The organism is Streptomyces sp. E11-3, from assembly GCF_046540415.1.
GTDB lineage: Bacteria > Actinomycetota > Actinomycetes > Streptomycetales > Streptomycetaceae > Streptomyces.
Genome location: NZ_JAZGRL010000001.1, coordinates 1287714 through 1303976 on the forward strand (window position 1 = coordinate 1287714; position 16263 = coordinate 1303976).

The window sequence follows — 16263 nt, forward strand, 5'->3', positions numbered from 1 at the left end:
CGGGTTAAACCCCCCGGGGGCGGCTTTGGAGGCCAACGGGGTCTGGGGCGGCGCCCCAGTTACGGGAAGGGGCGGGGTGGGGGCTAAATCCCGCACCCGCACCCGCACACTCACCCGGCCACGCCGCAGGCCCCCGCGCGGGGTCAGTCCGACTTGAAGGACTGGGCCGCGTCTGAGGACTCCGCGCCGCGGATCGCCTTGGAGCCGCCCTTCGCCGACTTGTCGGGCTGAAGGATCACGCTCTCCAGGGATGAGGGAGCCGCGGGCTCGGAGTAGTTCTGGACGCCGAAGCCGGAGTCGTACGCGGACATCGTCCGCAGCGCCGCCGCGACCCCCTCACGCGTGAGGTCCTTGTTCTTGCACGCCGCCTTCAGCGCCTCGCCGAAGGTGGACGCGGCCGTCCAGCCCGCGACGACGCCGTTGTCGAGGGCGTCCTTCGGGTAAGCCTTGGCGTAGTCCGCGGCCAGCTTGCTCGGACCGTCCGCGTCGTCGCCGATCGGCAGCGACGGCGAGGCGACGAAGTACATCTTCTCCAGGGCGGGACCGGCCTGCGTGCCGAGCAGCTGCGGCGCGAACGCGGAGTTGTTGCCGATGATCGGCACCTTGAGGCCGCTCGCCGCCGCGACGCCGACCAGCGAGGCCGCCTGCGCCGGGCCCGCACTGAGCACGATCGCCTTGACCTTCGCCTGCTTCAGCGCCGCCACCTGCGCGGACATATCGCTGTCCGTGGGCTTGATCTTCTGCTCGACGATCTCGAGCCCGGACTCCTTGGCCATGTGCCGGGAGCCCTCCAGCGCGTTCTCACCGTAGTCGCCCTCGAAGTAGACATGGCCGATCTTGTCGCCCTTCTTGACGCCCTTCTCCTTCATCAGGAAGTCGATCGCGTTGATCGTCTCGATGTCGTACGTGGAGCCGATGACCCGGATGTACTCGCTGCCGAGCAGCGCCGCCGACCACGCCTGCGGCACGATGAGCGCCTTGCTGTCCTCGTTGCGCTTCTTGATCGCGGCGACGAAGGGCGAGCCGATGAACTGCGCGTAGCCCAGGACCTTCGGCTCCAGCTCGGTGTAGGCGGAGACGGCCTTCTGCGGCTCGTAGCCGTGGTCGCGTACGGTCAGCTTCAGCTGGCGGCCGCAGATGCCGCCCGCCTCGTTGGTCTGCTTCACATACAGCTGTTGGGCCTGCGTGACGCTCTTGCCGAGCGTCGCGTAGACACCGGACATGTCGGTGAGGGCGGCCAGGTTGATCGTCTTGTCACTCACGCCGACGCCGGTCTTGACGCCCTGGGCGTCGCCCTTGCCTTCGTCCTTTCCGTTGCTCGCCTTGGAACTGCAGCCGGCGGCGCCGGCCAGGGCGAGCAGCGCCGCGAGTGCGGTGGCGGTCGCCTTGGTACGAAGAGGCTTGGTACGCAGCGGCTTGGTACGCACAAGCTTGGTACGCGGGGGCAGCACAGTCATCGTTTCTCTCCTGGGGTTGACGTCGTGGTGCGCCGGGCGACAAGCCTGATCAGGCCGCCGGGCAGGAAGAGCACCACCGCCACGACGGCGGCGCCGTACAGATACGCGGATGCCTCGCCGGGTGTGACCCCGCCCGTTCCGGGGGCGGCGACCAGCGGCAGCGAGTCGCTGTAGCGGGTGAGGACCTGCGGGAGCATCGAGACGAACGCGGCTCCCACCACCGCTCCCCCGACCGAGCCGAGCCCCCCGATGACGATCATGGCGAGGTACTGCAGCGAGACGACCATGCCGAACTGCGAGGGCGTGACGCTCTGGAAGACCAGCGCGAGCAGAACGCCCGCGAGGCCCGCATACATCGAGGACAGGACGAAGACGGCGGCCCGGTAGCGGGCGACCGGCACGCCCATCACGCCGGCGGCGATGCGGTGGTCGCGGATGGCGTTCATGGCGCGTCCCGGGCGGCCGCGGAGCACGCCGCGGGCGAACAGGGCGCCGCCGAGCAGCAGCGCCAGGCCGAGGTACCAGAGCTTCTCGGCCGAGCCGAACGGGACCCCGGCGACGACGAGTTCGGAGCGGTCGAAGGCGAACCCGAACAGGTTCATGGCCGGGACCTCGCGGCCCAGGGCGCCGCCGGTGAGATCGGTGGCGTTGTCGATGACGTGCAGGCCGATGACGATGAGCGACAGCGTGGCGATACCCAGATAGGCGCCGCGCAGCCGTCCGGCGATCGGGCTGAACAGGCCGCCCGCGAGCCCGGTCAGCAGCACCGCGAGGAGCGCGGCGAGCCAGGTGGGCAGGCCCAGGCCCGTATAGCGGCCGCCGCTCTCGCCCGCCAGGGCGCTGTAGCCGTACGCGCCGACGGCGAGGAAGAAGGCGTGTCCCATGGAGAGTTGGCCGGTGGAGCCGGTCAGCATGTTGAGGCCGATCGCGCCGATCGCGGCGGCCATGGCGAACAGGCCCGCCTGGAGCCAGAAGGTGTCCAGGTAGAAGGGCAGCGCGAGCAGCAGCACCGCGCCCGCGATCCAGCCGTAGCCGCCCGGCCGGGTGAGGAGTCGGAGTCGGGGCGTCCGCACAGTGGTCTTGGCGGCCGGGGCGCTCCGTTCGGTGACGTCAGACACGGGCCAGCTCCTTCGTGCCGAACAGACCGGCAGGCCGTACGAGGAGGATCGCGACCATCACCAGATAGGGCGCGAGTTCCCCGAGGCCCCGGCCGAGGAAGGTCAGATCTCCCTGGTAGCCGGTGGCGAGCGACTCGGTGACTCCGACGATCAGGCCACCGACGAGGGCGCCGGTGGTGGAGTCGAGTCCACCGAGTATCGCGGCCGGGAAGGCCTTCATCGCCACCTGTGCGGTGGATTTCTCCAGACCCGGGGTCGGGAAGACGGTGAGGAACAGGGCGGCGACGGCGGCGAGTCCGCCCGCCACGGCCCAGGCGCCGAGCGAGACCCGGCCGAGCCGGATGCCCATCAGCGCGGCGGTACCGGCGTTCTCCGCCGCGGCCCGCATCGCCACCCCCCAGGAGGTGTACCGGAAGGCCAGCAGGAACGCGGTGATCAGCAGCCCGGCGGCGAGCAGGGCCGCCACCCGGGTCTGGGCGAGCGAGACCGAACCGACGGTCAGCACCCGGTCGCCCCAGGGGTCGCCGACGCTGAGGATGTCGGTGCCCAGGCGGCGGCCGATGTCGGCTACCAGCATGATGTCGACGCCGATGGTGACGATGGCCAACACGCTGTGGTCCGAGCCCCGGTAGCGGCGCATCACCAGGAACTCGATGGCCGCGCCGACCAGTGCGGCCCCGGCGATGCCGGTGAGCAGCGCGAGCCAGAAGCCGATGTCGTCGCTGAGTACGGCGGTGATGTAGCCGCCGGCGAGCAGCAGCGAGGCGTGGGCGAAGTTGACGACCTCGGTCGCGCGGAAGATCACCACGAAGCCGAGGGCGATCAGGGCGTACACGGAGCCCAGCGAGATGCCGTTCAGGAGCAGTTCGATGAAGATCGTCACGACGCGGCCTCCCCGTGCTGCTCCGAGTGCTCCAACTGCTCCGGCTGCTCCGCCTGCTCGGAGTCGTCCTCACCGAGGTAGGCGCGGACGACCGCGGGGTCGTTCTGGACGTCGGCGGGTGCGCCGCCCGCGATCTTGCGGCCGAAGTCGAGTACGGTCACCGCGTCGGCGAGCCGCATCACCACGCCCATGTCGTGTTCCACCAGGACGATCGAGATGCCGAGGCTGTCGCGGACACCGGCGACGACGGCCGCGGTACGCCGCCGCTCATCGGCGGTCATCCCGGCCACCGGCTCGTCCAGGAGCAGCACTTCGGGCTCCATGCACAGGGCGCGGGCCAGCTCGGCGAGCTTCTGCTGTCCGTACGGCAGCGAACCGGCCGGACGCTCCAACTGGTCCTCCAGGCCGACGAACGCGGCGATCTCGCGGACACGTGCACGGTGGTGCGCCTCCTCGCGCGCGGCGGACGGCAGGCGCAGCCCAGCCGCGATGAATCCGGTACGGGTCAGTCGGTGGCGGCCGAGCAGCAGGCTGTCGGCGACCGTGGCACGCGGCGGCAGGGCGAGGTTCTGGAAGGTGCGGGCGATACCGAGTCCGGCGATGCGGTGCGGAGGCATCCCGGTGAGCTCGTGCTCGCCGAACCGTACGCTGCCGGAGGTGGCGCGGTAGACGCCCGACAGGACGTTGAAACAGGTGGACTTGCCGGCGCCGTTGGGGCCGATCACGGCGTGTACGGTGCCGGGTTCCACGGTGAAGTTCACCTGGTCCAGTGCGGTGAGACCGGCGAACCGCACGGTCACATCCCGCACTTGCAGGGGTACTGCGGTACTCATCAGCCCTCCCAGCGGGACAGGACGGGGTGCGCGGCTTCGGCGCGGGACGCGTCGGCCGCGGCGTCCTCGTCGACGACGCCGAGGTAGCGGCGGCGTACCTCGTCGGACGCGGCGAGCTCGTCCGCGGGTCCGGCGAGGGTGATCTCGCCGACTTCGAGGACGTACGCGTGGGAGGCCAGGCGCAGGGCGAGCGCGGCGTTCTGCTCGACGAGCAGGACGGAGGTGCCCTGGGCGTTGATCTCCCTGATGGTGTCGGCGATCCGCGCGGCCATCAGTGGCGCGAGGCCGAGCGAGGGCTCGTCGAGCAGCAGCAGTGTCGGCGAGGCCATCAGGGCGCGGCCGACCGCGAGCATCTGCTGCTCGCCGCCGGAGAGCAGTCCGGCGCGCTGCCGGGAGCGTTCGGCGAGTACCGGGAAGAGCTCGCGGACCCGGTGCAGGGCGGCCGCCTTCGCCGCCCGGTCGCCGCTGGAGCCGAGGGCTCCGGCGCGCAGGTTGTCCTCGACCGTCATCCGGGCGAACACCTGGCGGCCTTCGGGCACCTGGGACACCCCGGCGGCGACCACGCGGTCCGGGGACAACGTGTGCAACGGCCTGCCGCCGAAGTGCACGGTGCCACCGGTGACGGACCCGCCGTGGAACGACAGGGCCCGCGAGATGGCCCGTAGCAGGGTCGACTTTCCGGCGCCGTTGCCGCCGAGCACCGTGACCACGCTGCCTTCGGGCACCTGGAGCGACACCGAGCGCAGGGCCCGCACCGGGCCGTAGCCCACCACCAGGTCCCGTACTTCGAGTGCGGCACCTCCCATGACTCCCCTTCCCTTTCCTTGAGCTTTCGCTGACGTCTTTCGGCTTCCTTCGGCTTCCTTCGACTGGCTTCGACTGGCTTCGACCCCGTTCGGTGGCGCACAGACCAGCACCGACCAGTCGGTATGTCTACGTCCCGTGGCTGAATCGCTGCCGGTGACCAGCGGGTGCGGCGGGGGGTTGTGCACGGGCACAACGCCCCGTGTCAGGGGTCTGCCGCCAGCCGCGAACAGGTGGCATGCTCCGGCTCATGGGTGGGCGCAGGCCCCGTACGGGGCACGAGTGGAAGGTGCTCGCCGAGGCGTGCGAGACGCTTCGCGAGGGCCTTCCCGACCTGGTGGACGAATACCTGCGGCGGCTCGCCGAGCACTCGCCGACGTACGGGCGGGTCATCCCGTACGACCAGCACTGGCAGGAGGCCGAGGAGGCGATCCGGATCGGCGTGGCGGCGATCAGCGCGCCGCGGGCGTCGCCGCGCCGGGACCTGGAGCACGCCGAGTGGCTCGGTCGGCACCGGGCCCAGCAGGGGCTGCCGCTCGACCTGCTGGTGCACGCCTACCGCCAGGCGGGCCGCCTGGTGTGGGACGCCCTCCTGGAGGCCACGTCGGCGAAGCAGCCGGAGCGGCTCGCGGTGCTGATGCAGTCGGCCACGATGGTGTGGTCGGCGGTCGACGAGCAGGCGGACACGGTGTCGGAGGCGTACCGCGCGACCGAGCTGGAGCTGAGGCGGCGTACCGACGAACGCCTCCAGGCGCTCCTCGACGCCCTCCTGGAGGGCCGCCAGAGCCCCGAGCTCACCGCACGGGCCGCCGCGGGCCTGGATCTGCCGGAGCACGGCCGGTACGCGGTGGTGGTGCTGCGGCTTGAGCGGCGCGACGGCCGCGAGCCCTTCCACCGGCTCATCCAGGGCACGGGCATGCGGTTCGTGTGGCGGATGCGGGCGGACTGCGAGGTGGGGGTGGTGGCGATGGACGCGGACGCCGGTCTCGACGCGCTGGCCGATCTGCTCGCGGTCGGCTGTCCCGGACCCGGTGGGGTGAGCCCGGTCGTGGAGGGTCTCGCCGAGCTGGGACGGGCCCGGCGCCTCGCGGAACTGGCGCTGCGCACCTGCCCGCCGGACGCGACGGAGATCGCCCGCCTGGACCGGCGGATGCCGACCGCGCTGGTGGTCAGCCAGCCGGATCTGGCGGGGCGGCTGGTGTCGGACGTCTTCGGGGCGCTGCTGTCACTGGACCCCGCGGATCGGGCGGTCCTCCTGGAGACGCTCGACGCGTGGCTCGACTGCGAGGGCTCCGCGGGGCGGGCGGCCGGGCGCCTCTACTGCCACCGCAACACGGTCTTCAACCGGTTGCGGCGGCTTGAGCAGCTCACGGGGCGGGCGTTGTCGCGGCCACGGGATCTGACCGAGATGACGCTCGCGCTGGATGCGCACCGGTTGTCGCCGGGGTGAGCCCCGGCTCGGGGCTGTCTGGGCTGCCTCGGGGCCCGGGCGCGCTGGGGTTCCTGTCCAGGCTCCGTTCTTCTCCCGCCCCGCCCCTTCCCGAAACTGGGGGCAAGCCCCCAGACCCCCGAACGCCCCTCGGGCGTGGGGGGGGGGNCAGGGATTGATCCCCCACCCCGCCCCTTCCCGAAAGTCCTGCGGACGGCGAAAAGACGGCCTCAAACGCCGGCCGGGCTGAATTTCAGCCCGGCCGGCGATTGAGGCCTTTCGGGAAGGGGCGGGGTGGGAGACAAATCTGTGACCGGCACCGGCGCCCAACCGCACCGTCAGGACAGGAAGTCGCCCGCGATGCGCTCCGCGACCTGCTCCAGGATGGGGCCCGCCTCCGCGATGCAGCGCTCCACGTCCGGCTCGACCGACGTGAGCGGGTAGGCACGCTGGATGCCCGCCGCCCCCAGCGCGTCCGCGGACAGCGCCAGGCGGCCGCAGACCGCGACGACCGGGATCCCGGCCGTACGGGCCGCCGCCGCGACTCCCGCGGGCGCCTTCCCGTGCAGGGTCTGCTCGTCGAGCGAGCCCTCGCCGGTGATCACCAGATCGGCCCGTGCCAGGGCCGGGGCGAAGCCCAGGACGTCGAGCATCACGTCGATGCCGGGGCAAAAGCGCGCGCCGAGCCCGACGAGTGCGCCGTATCCGATGCCGCCCGCGGCACCGGCGCCCGGCGACTGGGCGTAGGTGGCGGCCTTGGGGCCGACGGCCTTCTCCAGGACGACGGCGAAGTGGGCCAGCGCGGCGTCGAGCGCCCGCACGTCGTCGGGGGTCGCCCCCTTCTGCGGGCCGTACACCGCGGGTGCGCCCTTCGGGCCGGTCAGCGGGTTGTCGACGTCGCTGGCGAGGACCAGGTCGACGTCGGCGAGCCGCGGGTCGAGCCCGGAGAGGTCCGCGGTGGCCAGGTCACGCAGCGGTCCGCCGCCGGGAGCGACCGGCGAGCCGCCGGTGTCCAGGAAGCGCGCGCCGAGCGCGGCCAGCATCCCGGCGCCGCCGTCGGTGGTGGCACTGCCGCCGACACCGAAGACGATGGTGCGGGCCCCGGCCTCAAGGGCCGCGAGCAGCAGCTCACCGGAGCCGTACGTGCTGGACGTGAGCGGCGCGAAGACGCCGTCGGGCAGCAGCTGGAGGCCGGAGGCCTCGGCCATCTCCACCACCGCGGTGTCCCCGCGCAGCGCGTACGCCGCGGTGACCTCGGTCCCGAGCGGCCCGGTGACCCGTACCTCCCGGCGCTCGAACCCGCCCGCGACCGCCGCCGCGACCGTACCGTCGCCGCCGTCCGCCACCGGCAGCGCCTCGACCTGGACCCCCGGCGCCACCCGGCGCAGCCCGGCCGTCACCCGCTCGGCGACCTGCACGGCCGTCAGCGAGCCCTTGAACTTGTCCGCGGCGATCAGCACCCGCCGTGTCTCGGTGCTTCCCGTCGCCACCGCTGCAGCGTCCGCCACCTTGGAATCCCCTTGCTCTCTGGGCCTTGCTCGCGTCAAGGCAGTCGCGCCGCTGCGACCTTAACCTCAGGCGCCACCCGCTGCCCATGGCCGCCCTCACCGTGAGACGGCGCGCCACCCGGATAAAGCAGGTAATTTCCCACCATAGTGGGGCGACATGAGCACGGATGCCCTCGATCAACCCCGCCCGAGCGATCCGCCCGACCCGCCCGGTTCCGCAGGACCGTCCGACCCGTCCGACAGCCCGCCCCCGGACTACGTGGTGGTCGGCATCGGCGTGGCCGTGGTGCTGGCGGTCGTCGGCTGGGCCTCGTTCGGCGAGGACTCCTTCAGCAGCGCGTCGGACTCCGCGCTGGCCTGGGTGCTGGACAACTTCGCCTGGCTCTTCGTGATCGCCGCGGACATCTTCCTGGTCCTGTGCATCGTCATCGCCCTCAGCCGCTTCGGCCGGATCAGGCTCGGCCGCGACGACTCCGAGCCGGAGTTCAACAACCTCGCGTGGATCGCGATGATGTTCAGCGCGGGCATGGGCATCGGCCTGATGTTCTACGGGGTCGGCGAGCCGCTGACCCACTATCTCGACCCGCCCCCGATGACCGGGGCCACCGGGCAGACCGGCGACGCGGCCAACATCGCGCTGCAGTACTCCTTCTTCCACTGGACGCTGGTCCCCTGGGCGATCTACGGGGTCGCCGGTCTCGCACTCGCCTACGCCGGGTTCCGCAAGGGCCGCGGCAACCGGCTGAGCTCGGCGTTCGTGCCGCTCCTCGGTGCGCGGCGGGCGGCCGGCTGGCCGGGCCGGGTCATCGACCTGCTGGCCGTCTTCGCGACCGTCTTCGGCACCGCGACCAGCCTGGGCCTGGGCGCGCTGCAGGTCTCCAAGGGGCTGCACCTCACCGCGGGCGCCGACGACACGACCCGGCTGCAGCTGATCATCATCGTCTCGCTCGGCGCCGCGTTCGTGGTCTCGGCCTTCTCGGGGCTGCACCGGGGTGTGAAGTGGCTGAGCACCCTCAACATCGTGCTGGCCGCCTGCCTGATGACCTTCGTCTTCGTGATCGGCCCGACCGTGTACATCCTGGACGCGATCCCGGAGAGCGTCGGCGGCTTCCTGCACTGGTTCATCCCGATGGCGACCCGCGCCGGCTCGTTCGGCGCCAGCGAGTGGCTGGGCGCCTGGACGGTCTTCTACTGGGCGTGGTGGCTGTCCTGGGCACCGTTCGTCGGGACGTTCATCGCCAGGATCTCCCGTGGCCGTACGATCCGGGAGTTCCTGGTCGGTGTGCTGCTGGTACCCAGCTCCGCCACGGTCGTCTGGTTCTGCGCCATGGGCGGCACCGGTATGCGGCTCGACGAGACCGGCAAGGTCGACATGGGGGCCAAGCTGGAGCAGGGCGTGGAGGCGTCCCTGTTCGGGATGCTGGACGGGCTGCCGCTGTCCACGCTCACCTCCTGGGTGGCGATGCTGCTGGTCATGACGTACTTCGTCACCAGCGCCGACTCGGCCTCGCTGGTGATGGGCTCGCTCACCAGCCGGGGCGCGCTGCACCCCAGGACCTGGCTGGTCGTCGCCTGGGGTGTGCTGATGGGGACGGTCGCCGCGGTGCTGCTCGTGGCGGGCGGCCTGGACTCGCTGAAGACGGCGACCATCCTGGTCGCGCTGCCGTTCGTGCTGGTGATGCTGCTGCTCTGCTACTCCCTGTGGAAGGAGCTGCGCGAGGACCCCGGCGCGGGGCCCGCGCGCCACCACGCGCTGCACGGCCTGGGGGACGCGGTCAAGGCGATGGTGGGCGACGCGATCACCGAACGACAGACCCCGGACCGCCACCATCGGCTGCGGCGGATCGCGAAGTCCCGCAACCAGGACGGGGACTGACCGGCGCCGGGCGGGCTCCCCGCCCCAGCCCGTCCGGCAGCTTCCTACACGGATCGGCCCGTCCCCCCTCTAGGCTCGGAGGGTGACAGTCGACTACGCCACGTACATCGCCAACCTCCCCAGGATCCTCGCCGGTTCCGCCATGCTGCTGCGGGACGCCGACGGCCGGGTGCTGATGGTGGAACCCAACTACCGCGAAGGCTGGGCGCTGCCCGGCGGGACCATCGAGTCCGACCAGGGCGAGACCCCCCGGCAGGCGGCGCGCCGCGAGACGGTCGAGGAGATCGGGCTCGATGTGGAGCCAGGACCGCTGCTCGCGGTCGACTGGGTGTCCGGCGCGGACCGGCCGCCGATCGCCACGTACCTCTACGACGGCGGTGTGCTCTCCCAGGAGCAGCTGGACGCCATCGTCCTCCAGGAGGAGGAGCTGGACTCCTGGCGGCTGGTCAGAGCCGAGGACCTGAAGGCGTACGGCCCGCCGTGGTTCGTCAGCCGCCTCACCGCCGTACTCACCGCCCTGGAGGACGGTACGTGGCCGGTGGAGCTCGAAGACGGCCACAGGATGCCGCGATGACCGCCCGCCGGGTCATGCCCATCGTGCCGTCCGACGCCATGCGCGAGAGCGCGGAGTTCTACGGTCTGCTGGGGTTCGCCGAGGTGATGAACCACGGCTGGATCATGACGCTCGCCTCGCCGGAGAACCCGACGGTTCAGGTCAGCTTCATGAGCGAGGACAAGACCGCACCCGTACGCCCCGACATGAGCGTCGAGGTCGACGATGTGGACGCGGCCTACGCCGCCGTGCGGGCGAGCGGCGCGGAGATCGTCCATCCGCTGACCGACGAGGAGTGGGGGGTGCGCCGGTTCTTCGTACGTGATCCCAACGGAAGCGTGGTGAATGTGCTCAGCCACATCAGCCACGGGTGACGGGCACCCCGGAACCCGAACAACTCCCCGTCAGAACAGCGCGGCTCCGCCTTCGAAGTCCAGCAGCCGCCGCTTGCGCTCCAGGCCGCCGCCGTACCCGGTCAGGCTACCGTTCGCGCCGACCACCCGGTGGCAGGGCACGATGATGCCGATCGGGTTCTTGCCGTTGGCGAGGCCGACGGCGCGGGACGCGCCGGGATTGCCGACGGCTTCGGCGAGTTCACCGTAGGAGCGGGTCTCGCCGTACGGGATCTCCCGGAGCCCGGCCCAGACGCTGCGCTGGAAGGGCGTGCCGTCCAGGCGCAGCGGCAGGTCGAACTCCTTGAGGTCGCCCGCGAAGTACGCCCGGAGCTGGCGGACGACCTCGGTGAACGGGGTGTCGTCGGGGCTGCCGAAGGACTCCTCGGGTGGGCGGTGGCGCTGGTCGGTCATATGGAGGCCGGACAGGACGCCGTCGGTGGCGACGAGCGTGAGGGGGCCGTAGGGGCTGTCGATCACTGTGTGCTGCTTCAACTGCTTCTGCTTCTCCGCTGTCTGCTGCTTCACCACTGTCTTCCTTACGCGGGGAGGTGGTTGATGGGGTGGTCGTCGGTGGCCCAGAGGTACTGGACCGCGTAGGCCCGCCAGGGGCGCCAGTCGGCCGCCCGCGCGGTGAGGGCCGCGGGTGTGGACGGCAGGCCGAGCGCGGCGGCCGCGCGGCGGACTCCGAGGTCGGTGGGGAGGAAGGCGTCCGGGTCGCCGAGTGCGCGCATCGCGATGGCCTCGACGGTCCAGGGACCGAAGCCGGGCAGAGCGGTGAGCCGTTCGCGGGCCTCGCGCCAGTCGCTCTCGACACCCAGGTGGAGGTCGCCGTCCGCGAGTTGGCGGACCAGGGTGGTGAGCGTGGTACGGCGGCTGCGCGGCAGGGCGAGGGTCTCGGGGTCGAGTCCGGCCAGGGCCTCGGGCGAGGGAAACAGGTGGGTGAGTCCGCCGTCGGGGTCGTCGACCGGCTCGCCGTGCGCGGCGACCAGCCGGGCCGCGTGGGTGCGGGCGGCGGCGGTGGAGACCTGCTGGCCGAGTACGGCCCGTACCGCGAACTCCGCCTCGTCGACGGTACGGGGAACCCGGCGTCCCGGTGCCTTGTCGACGAGCGGTGCGAGCAGTGCGTCGGCGCGCAGCTGTTCGTCGATGGCGACCGGGTCGGCGTCCAGGTCGAGCATGCGGCGGCAGCGGCTGATCGCGACCGTGAGGTCCCGCTGGTCGGTGAGGGCGAGGCGGCAGCCGATGTGGTCGGGGGCGGGGGTGAGGGCGACGACTCCGTGTCCGTACGGCAGCCGCAGGGTGCGGCGGTAGGCGCCGCCCTGCCACTCCTCGACGCCGGGGACGGCGGTCGCGGCGAGGTGGCCGAAAAGGTTGTCCGGGTTGAGCGGGGTGCGGAACGGCAGCCGCAGCGAGAGCACACCCGGAGTGGTGTCCAGGCGCCTGCCGCCCGCGCGGGTGCGCAGCTCGCCGGGGGCGAGGGCGAAGACCTCGCGGACGGTGTCGTTGAAGGTGCGGATCGAGGCGAACCCGGCCGCGAACGCGATCTCGGCCATGGGCAGTTCGGTGGTCTCGATCAGTACGCGGGCGGCCTGGGCCCGCTGGGCGCGGGCCAGGGCGAGCGGTCCCGCGCCGAGTTCGGCGCGGAGCTGGCGTTCGATCTGGCGGGTGCTGTAGCCGAGCCGGGTGGCGAGGCCCGGCACTCCCTCGCGGTCCACCACTCCGTCGGCGATCAGGCGCATCGCGCGGGCCACGAGATCGGCGCGGTGGTTCCACTCCGGAGAGCCGGGGCTGGTGTCGGGACGGCACCGCTTGCAGGCCCGGAATCCGGCCTGCTGGCAGGAGGCGGCGCTCGGGTGGAAGCGCATGTTCTCGGGCTTGGGCGGCACGACCGGGCAGCTGGGACGGCAGTAGATCCCGGTGGTCACCACGGCGGTGAAGAACCAGCCGTCGAAGCGGGCGTCCTTGGACTGGACGGCCCGTACGCAGTGCTCGGTGTCGGTGTGCATGAGCTCAGCTTCACCCATGCTCAGCGCGACGGCTGGCGAGAATCCGACATCAACATGAGACGCCGACGGTGCTCGCGAAGCCCTTCGTGATCTAGTCTCCTCTGGTCTGGGGAGAGCAGGGGAGAGGGGCGTGGGCGTGCGGGACACCGTCATGCTGTTGGGGACCGTGGCCTTGATCGCCTTTGTGGGGGCCGTTGCCGCGCCGGTGCTGGTACGGCGCGCCGGGCTGCTGTGCGTCATCGTCCTACTCGCGTTCGCCGGGGGATCGACCGGGCCCCGCGAATGGGTCAGCACCGCACCGCCCGACGGGTGGGAGCCGCCGCCTGGTTCCTGCGGCGCCACGGACATCTGCAGCTTCAGCTATTTCGAGCTCAGGTAGCGAGCGGCCCCGGCGGCCCGCTATCCGCCGGATACCCGCAACGCGGCGGCGAACGCCCCGTACGCCCGCTCGTCGAAGAGCACGAACCGCACCTCATCGACGGCGGTCGCAGTGTCCCGCACCGTCTCCACCGCGATCCGCGCGGCGTCCTCCATCGGCCACCGGTAGACCCCCGTGGAGATGGCCGGGAACGCGATCGTCCGCGCGCCCAGTTCGTCGGCGATCCGCAGGGACTCGCGGTAGCAGGAGGCGAGCAGGGACGGGTCGCTGCCGGACGGCTGCCACACCGGTCCGACCGTGTGGATCACCCAGCGGGCGTCGAGCCGCCCCGCCGTGGTGGCCACGGCCTGGCCGGTGGGCAGGCCCTTGCCGAATGGGGCCTCCCCTGCTCGAACGGAGTTGAGAGCTTGGGGAAGCGAGGCGCGCAGGTCGCGGCAGGCGGCGAGGATGTCGGGGCCGCCGCGCCGGTGGATGGCGCCGTCGACCCCGCCGCCGCCGAGCAGCGAGGAGTTGGCGGCGTTGACGATGGCGTCGACGGACTGCTCGGTGATGTCGCCCCGGACGAGGGTGATCGTCGTCATGATGCGCGCAGCCTCTTCCATACGGCCTTCGCGGCGTTGTGCCCGGACATTCCGTGTACGCCGGGACCCGGCGGGGTCGCCGACGAGCAGAGGAAGATCGCGGGGTGCGGGGTGCGGTAGGGGGCCAGCGAGAGCTTGGGGCGGAGCAGCAGCTGGAGGCCGGATGCGGCGCCGCAGGCGATGTCGCCGCCGATGTAGTTGGCGTTGCGGGCGGCGAGCTGTGGGGGACCTGCCGTGGCGCGGGCCAGGACGCGGTCGCGGAAGCCGGGGGCGAACCGCTCCAGCTGCCGTTCGATCGCGTCGGTAAGATCGCCGTCCCAGCCGCCTGGCACATGGCCGTACGCCCAGAACACATGCTTGCCCTCGGGGGCGCGGGACGGGTCCACCAGGCTCGGCTGGACCGTGATCAGGAACGGCTTGTCGGGTGCGCGGTCGGTGCGGGAGGCGATCCGCAGGGCCTCGCCGACCTCGTGGCTGTCCGCGCCGACCTGGACGGTGGTGGCCCGGTGGGGTGCGTCGGCGGTCCAGGGCACCGGGCCGTCCAGGGCGTAGTCGATCTTGAAGACGCTGGCGCCGTACCGGTAGTGGTCGTAGAAGCTGCCCAGGCCCGCGATCCGGGCGAGCGCGGTGGGTGAGGTGTCGAAGACGTAGGCGCGGGCGGGTGGCAGGTCGTCCAGGCGCTTGACCTCGTAGTCCGTGTGCACGGCTGCGCCGAGGTCCTTGAGGTACGCGACGAGCGCGTCCGAGATCGACTGCGATCCGCCGCGCGCCACGGGCCAGCCGTTCGCGTGCGCGGCGAGGGCGAAGACCAGCCCGACGGCGCTGGTGGCGATCCCGCCGAGCGGGGCGATGACATGGGCGACCAGACCGGCGAACAGGGTGCGGGCGCGTTCGTCGCGAAAGCGCTGGCGCAGCAGCCAGGTGGACGGCGGCAGCCCCGCGAGCCCGAACCGGGCGAGGGTGACGGGGTCGCGCGGCAGCGCCGTCAGCGGCAACGACATGAAGTCCCGGACGAGGGTGTCCCACTTGCCGAGGAACGGGGCGACCAGCCTGCGGTACGCGCCCGCGTCACGCGGCCCGAACGAGGCCGCCGTCTCGGCCACGGAACGCGAGAGGACCGCGGCCGTGCCGTCCAGGAAGGGGTGCGCCATGGGCAGTTCGGCGTGCAGCCACTCAAGGCCGTACCGCCCCAGGGGCAGGTTCTGGAAGGCGGGCGAGCCGATGCCGAGCGGGTGCGCGGCAGAGCACGGGTCGTGCCGGAACCCCGGCAGGGTGAGCTCTTCGGTGCGGGCTCCCCCGCCCACGGTGCCCTTGGCCTCGAACACAGCCACCGAGAAACCGCGCCTGGCCAGCTCGGCGGCAGCGGTCAGTCCGTTGGGCCCCGCTCCCACGACGACGGCATCGAGCATCGACGGCACCTTCGGACTCCTTTGTCAGCCGACGGCCTGTGCTGCACAGGATAAGCCGGGCCGCTGACAGACCTCGCGCGAGACCCACAGTCCAGCCGTGCGGCCACGTCCGCTCAGCTGTGGCCGCCCTGCAGTAGTCCTACGATCCGCTCGACCGTGGCCTCGTCCCGCGCGGCCGTGAACGGCAGTGCGTTCCCACCCGCGAGCCGGAACTGCTCCCCCGCGACCGTGCGGTGCGCGCCGCCCGCCTCGGCCACCAGGAGCAGGCCCGCCGCGTGGTCCCAGGCGTTCTCCCAGGAGAAGGCGATCGCGTCCAACTCGCCCCTGGCGATGGCCAGGTACTCCAGTCCTGCCGAGCCGCACGGCCGGGGCTGCACCCCTTCGGTGCGCAGCCCGAGCAGGGCGCGCTTCTGGTCGGGGGTGGTGAAGTCCGGGTGAGAAGTGGCCACTTCGAGCACCTGGCCGGGCTCCGGCGCGCCGGAGTGCAGCACCCGGCCGTTGAGCCTGGCCCCCCGGCCGCGTATCGCCACGGCCATCTCGTCGAGCGCGGGGGCGTAGGTCCAGGAGGCGAGCAGGTCGCCGCCCTGGGCGAGGGCGACCAGGGTGCAGAAGCCGGGGTCGCCGTGGACGAACTGGCGGGTGCCGTCCACCGGGTCGACGATCCAGACCGGGGCGTCACCGGCGAGCTGCTCGTAGACCGACGCGTCGGCGTGCACGGCTTCCTCGCCGACCACCACCGAGCCCGGCAGCAGGTCGGTGAGCGAGGCGGTGAGGTGCTCCTCGGCGAGCCGGTCGGCGACGGTCACCAGGTCGTGCGGGCCGTTCTTCTCGACGATCTCGTGCGCGGCGAGCTGTCGGAAGCGGGGCACGATCTCGGCGGCGGCCGCCTTGCGGATCGCCTCCTCCACGTCGGCCTGGCCGTTCTCGAGAAAGTCTTCGAGCTCTTCGATCATGCGTCCATCACAGCACGTACCGCTGACAATCCCTACCGGGGCCGGGTACGCCAGGTGGAATCGTGATGAATTGCCTTCC

The 16263-nt window shown here is 71.9% G+C and carries 16 protein-coding genes; 5 read left to right on the forward strand and 11 right to left on the reverse strand.

Going from position 1 to position 16263, the window contains the following annotated elements:
- Positions 1-143 precede the first annotated feature (143 nt).
- Genes U9R90_RS05900 through U9R90_RS05920 form a run of 5 tightly spaced genes read right to left on the reverse strand, consistent with a single transcriptional unit; the run spans position 144 to position 5097 of the window.
- Complete coding sequence (locus tag U9R90_RS05900; RefSeq protein ID WP_411055314.1) at positions 144-1457, reverse strand: ABC transporter substrate-binding protein; 1314 nt, start codon at positions 1455-1457, stop codon at positions 144-146.
- The gene (locus U9R90_RS05905; protein WP_411055315.1) at positions 1454-2575 is read right to left on the reverse strand and encodes a branched-chain amino acid ABC transporter permease; all 1122 of its coding nucleotides are present in this window, start codon (positions 2573-2575) and stop codon (positions 1454-1456) included. The genes U9R90_RS05900 and U9R90_RS05905 overlap by 4 nt, the downstream gene beginning before the upstream one ends.
- Positions 2568-3458: a branched-chain amino acid ABC transporter permease gene (locus U9R90_RS05910; protein WP_411055316.1), complete on the reverse strand. Its 891-nt coding sequence runs from the start codon at positions 3456-3458 to the stop codon at positions 2568-2570. The genes U9R90_RS05905 and U9R90_RS05910 overlap by 8 nt, the downstream gene beginning before the upstream one ends.
- Positions 3455-4291, reverse strand: a complete 837-nt coding sequence (locus U9R90_RS05915) for an ABC transporter ATP-binding protein (RefSeq protein WP_411055317.1) — start codon at positions 4289-4291, stop codon at positions 3455-3457. Before U9R90_RS05915 ends, U9R90_RS05910 begins: the two co-directional genes overlap by 4 nt.
- Entirely contained in the window at positions 4291-5097 is an 807-nt protein-coding gene (locus U9R90_RS05920; protein ID WP_411055318.1) for an ABC transporter ATP-binding protein, read from the reverse strand. The genes U9R90_RS05915 and U9R90_RS05920 overlap by 1 nt, the downstream gene beginning before the upstream one ends.
- A gap of 248 nt (positions 5098-5345) precedes the next feature.
- Here U9R90_RS05920 and U9R90_RS05925 point away from each other — a divergent pair, with 248 nt between their 5' ends.
- Positions 5346-6545 carry a PucR family transcriptional regulator gene (locus U9R90_RS05925; protein ID WP_411055319.1) on the forward strand — a complete coding sequence of 400 codons (1200 nt, stop codon included), beginning with the start codon at positions 5346-5348 and terminating at the stop codon, positions 6543-6545.
- Positions 6546-6862: 317 nt separating this feature from the next.
- On the opposite strand, the gene U9R90_RS05930 is transcribed toward U9R90_RS05925, so the two are convergent.
- Positions 6863-8032 carry a glycerate kinase gene (locus tag U9R90_RS05930; RefSeq protein WP_411055320.1) on the reverse strand — a complete coding sequence of 390 codons (1170 nt, stop codon included), beginning with the start codon at positions 8030-8032 and terminating at the stop codon, positions 6863-6865.
- Between the two features lie 157 nt (positions 8033-8189).
- On the opposite strand from U9R90_RS05930, the gene U9R90_RS05935 reads away from it, so the two are divergent.
- The 3 genes from U9R90_RS05935 to U9R90_RS05945 all read left to right on the forward strand — a co-directional run bounded on the left by U9R90_RS05935 (position 8190) and on the right by U9R90_RS05945 (position 10835).
- On the forward strand, positions 8190-9908 hold the full coding sequence (locus U9R90_RS05935; RefSeq protein ID WP_411055321.1) for a BCCT family transporter: 1719 nt from the start codon (positions 8190-8192) through the stop codon (positions 9906-9908).
- Positions 9909-10050: 142 nt separating this feature from the next.
- Positions 10051-10482, forward strand: coding sequence for an NUDIX domain-containing protein (locus tag U9R90_RS05940; protein ID WP_411057651.1), 432 nt, complete (start codon positions 10051-10053; stop codon positions 10480-10482).
- Complete coding sequence (locus U9R90_RS05945; protein ID WP_411055322.1) at positions 10479-10835, forward strand: VOC family protein; 357 nt, start codon at positions 10479-10481, stop codon at positions 10833-10835. Before U9R90_RS05940 ends, U9R90_RS05945 begins: the two co-directional genes overlap by 4 nt.
- Positions 10836-10865: 30 nt before the next feature.
- Here U9R90_RS05945 and U9R90_RS05950 read toward each other — a convergent pair whose 3' ends face one another.
- Both U9R90_RS05950 and U9R90_RS05955 read right to left on the reverse strand, forming a co-directional pair.
- Positions 10866-11348: a methylated-DNA--[protein]-cysteine S-methyltransferase gene (locus U9R90_RS05950; protein WP_411057652.1), complete on the reverse strand. Its 483-nt coding sequence runs from the start codon at positions 11346-11348 to the stop codon at positions 10866-10868.
- 44 nt (positions 11349-11392) lie between these two features.
- Positions 11393-12862 carry an AlkA N-terminal domain-containing protein gene (locus U9R90_RS05955; RefSeq protein WP_411055323.1) on the reverse strand — a complete coding sequence of 490 codons (1470 nt, stop codon included), beginning with the start codon at positions 12860-12862 and terminating at the stop codon, positions 11393-11395.
- Positions 12863-12998: 136 nt separating this feature from the next.
- Here U9R90_RS05955 and U9R90_RS05960 point away from each other — a divergent pair, with 136 nt between their 5' ends.
- Positions 12999-13241 (forward strand): hypothetical protein, encoded by a 243-nt coding sequence (locus U9R90_RS05960; protein ID WP_411055324.1) that lies wholly within the window; start codon positions 12999-13001, stop codon positions 13239-13241.
- 20 nt (positions 13242-13261) lie between these two features.
- On the opposite strand, the gene U9R90_RS05965 is transcribed toward U9R90_RS05960, so the two are convergent.
- From U9R90_RS05965 to U9R90_RS05975, 3 genes are all read right to left on the reverse strand, one after another.
- Entirely contained in the window at positions 13262-13822 is a 561-nt protein-coding gene (locus U9R90_RS05965) for an O-acetyl-ADP-ribose deacetylase (RefSeq protein WP_411055325.1), read from the reverse strand.
- Positions 13819-15240 carry a phytoene desaturase family protein gene (locus tag U9R90_RS05970; RefSeq protein ID WP_411055326.1) on the reverse strand — a complete coding sequence of 474 codons (1422 nt, stop codon included), beginning with the start codon at positions 15238-15240 and terminating at the stop codon, positions 13819-13821. Before U9R90_RS05970 ends, U9R90_RS05965 begins: the two co-directional genes overlap by 4 nt.
- Positions 15241-15344: 104 nt before the next feature.
- Positions 15345-16184: an inositol monophosphatase family protein gene (locus tag U9R90_RS05975; protein ID WP_411055327.1), complete on the reverse strand. Its 840-nt coding sequence runs from the start codon at positions 16182-16184 to the stop codon at positions 15345-15347.
- Positions 16185-16263: the final 79 nt, after the last annotated feature.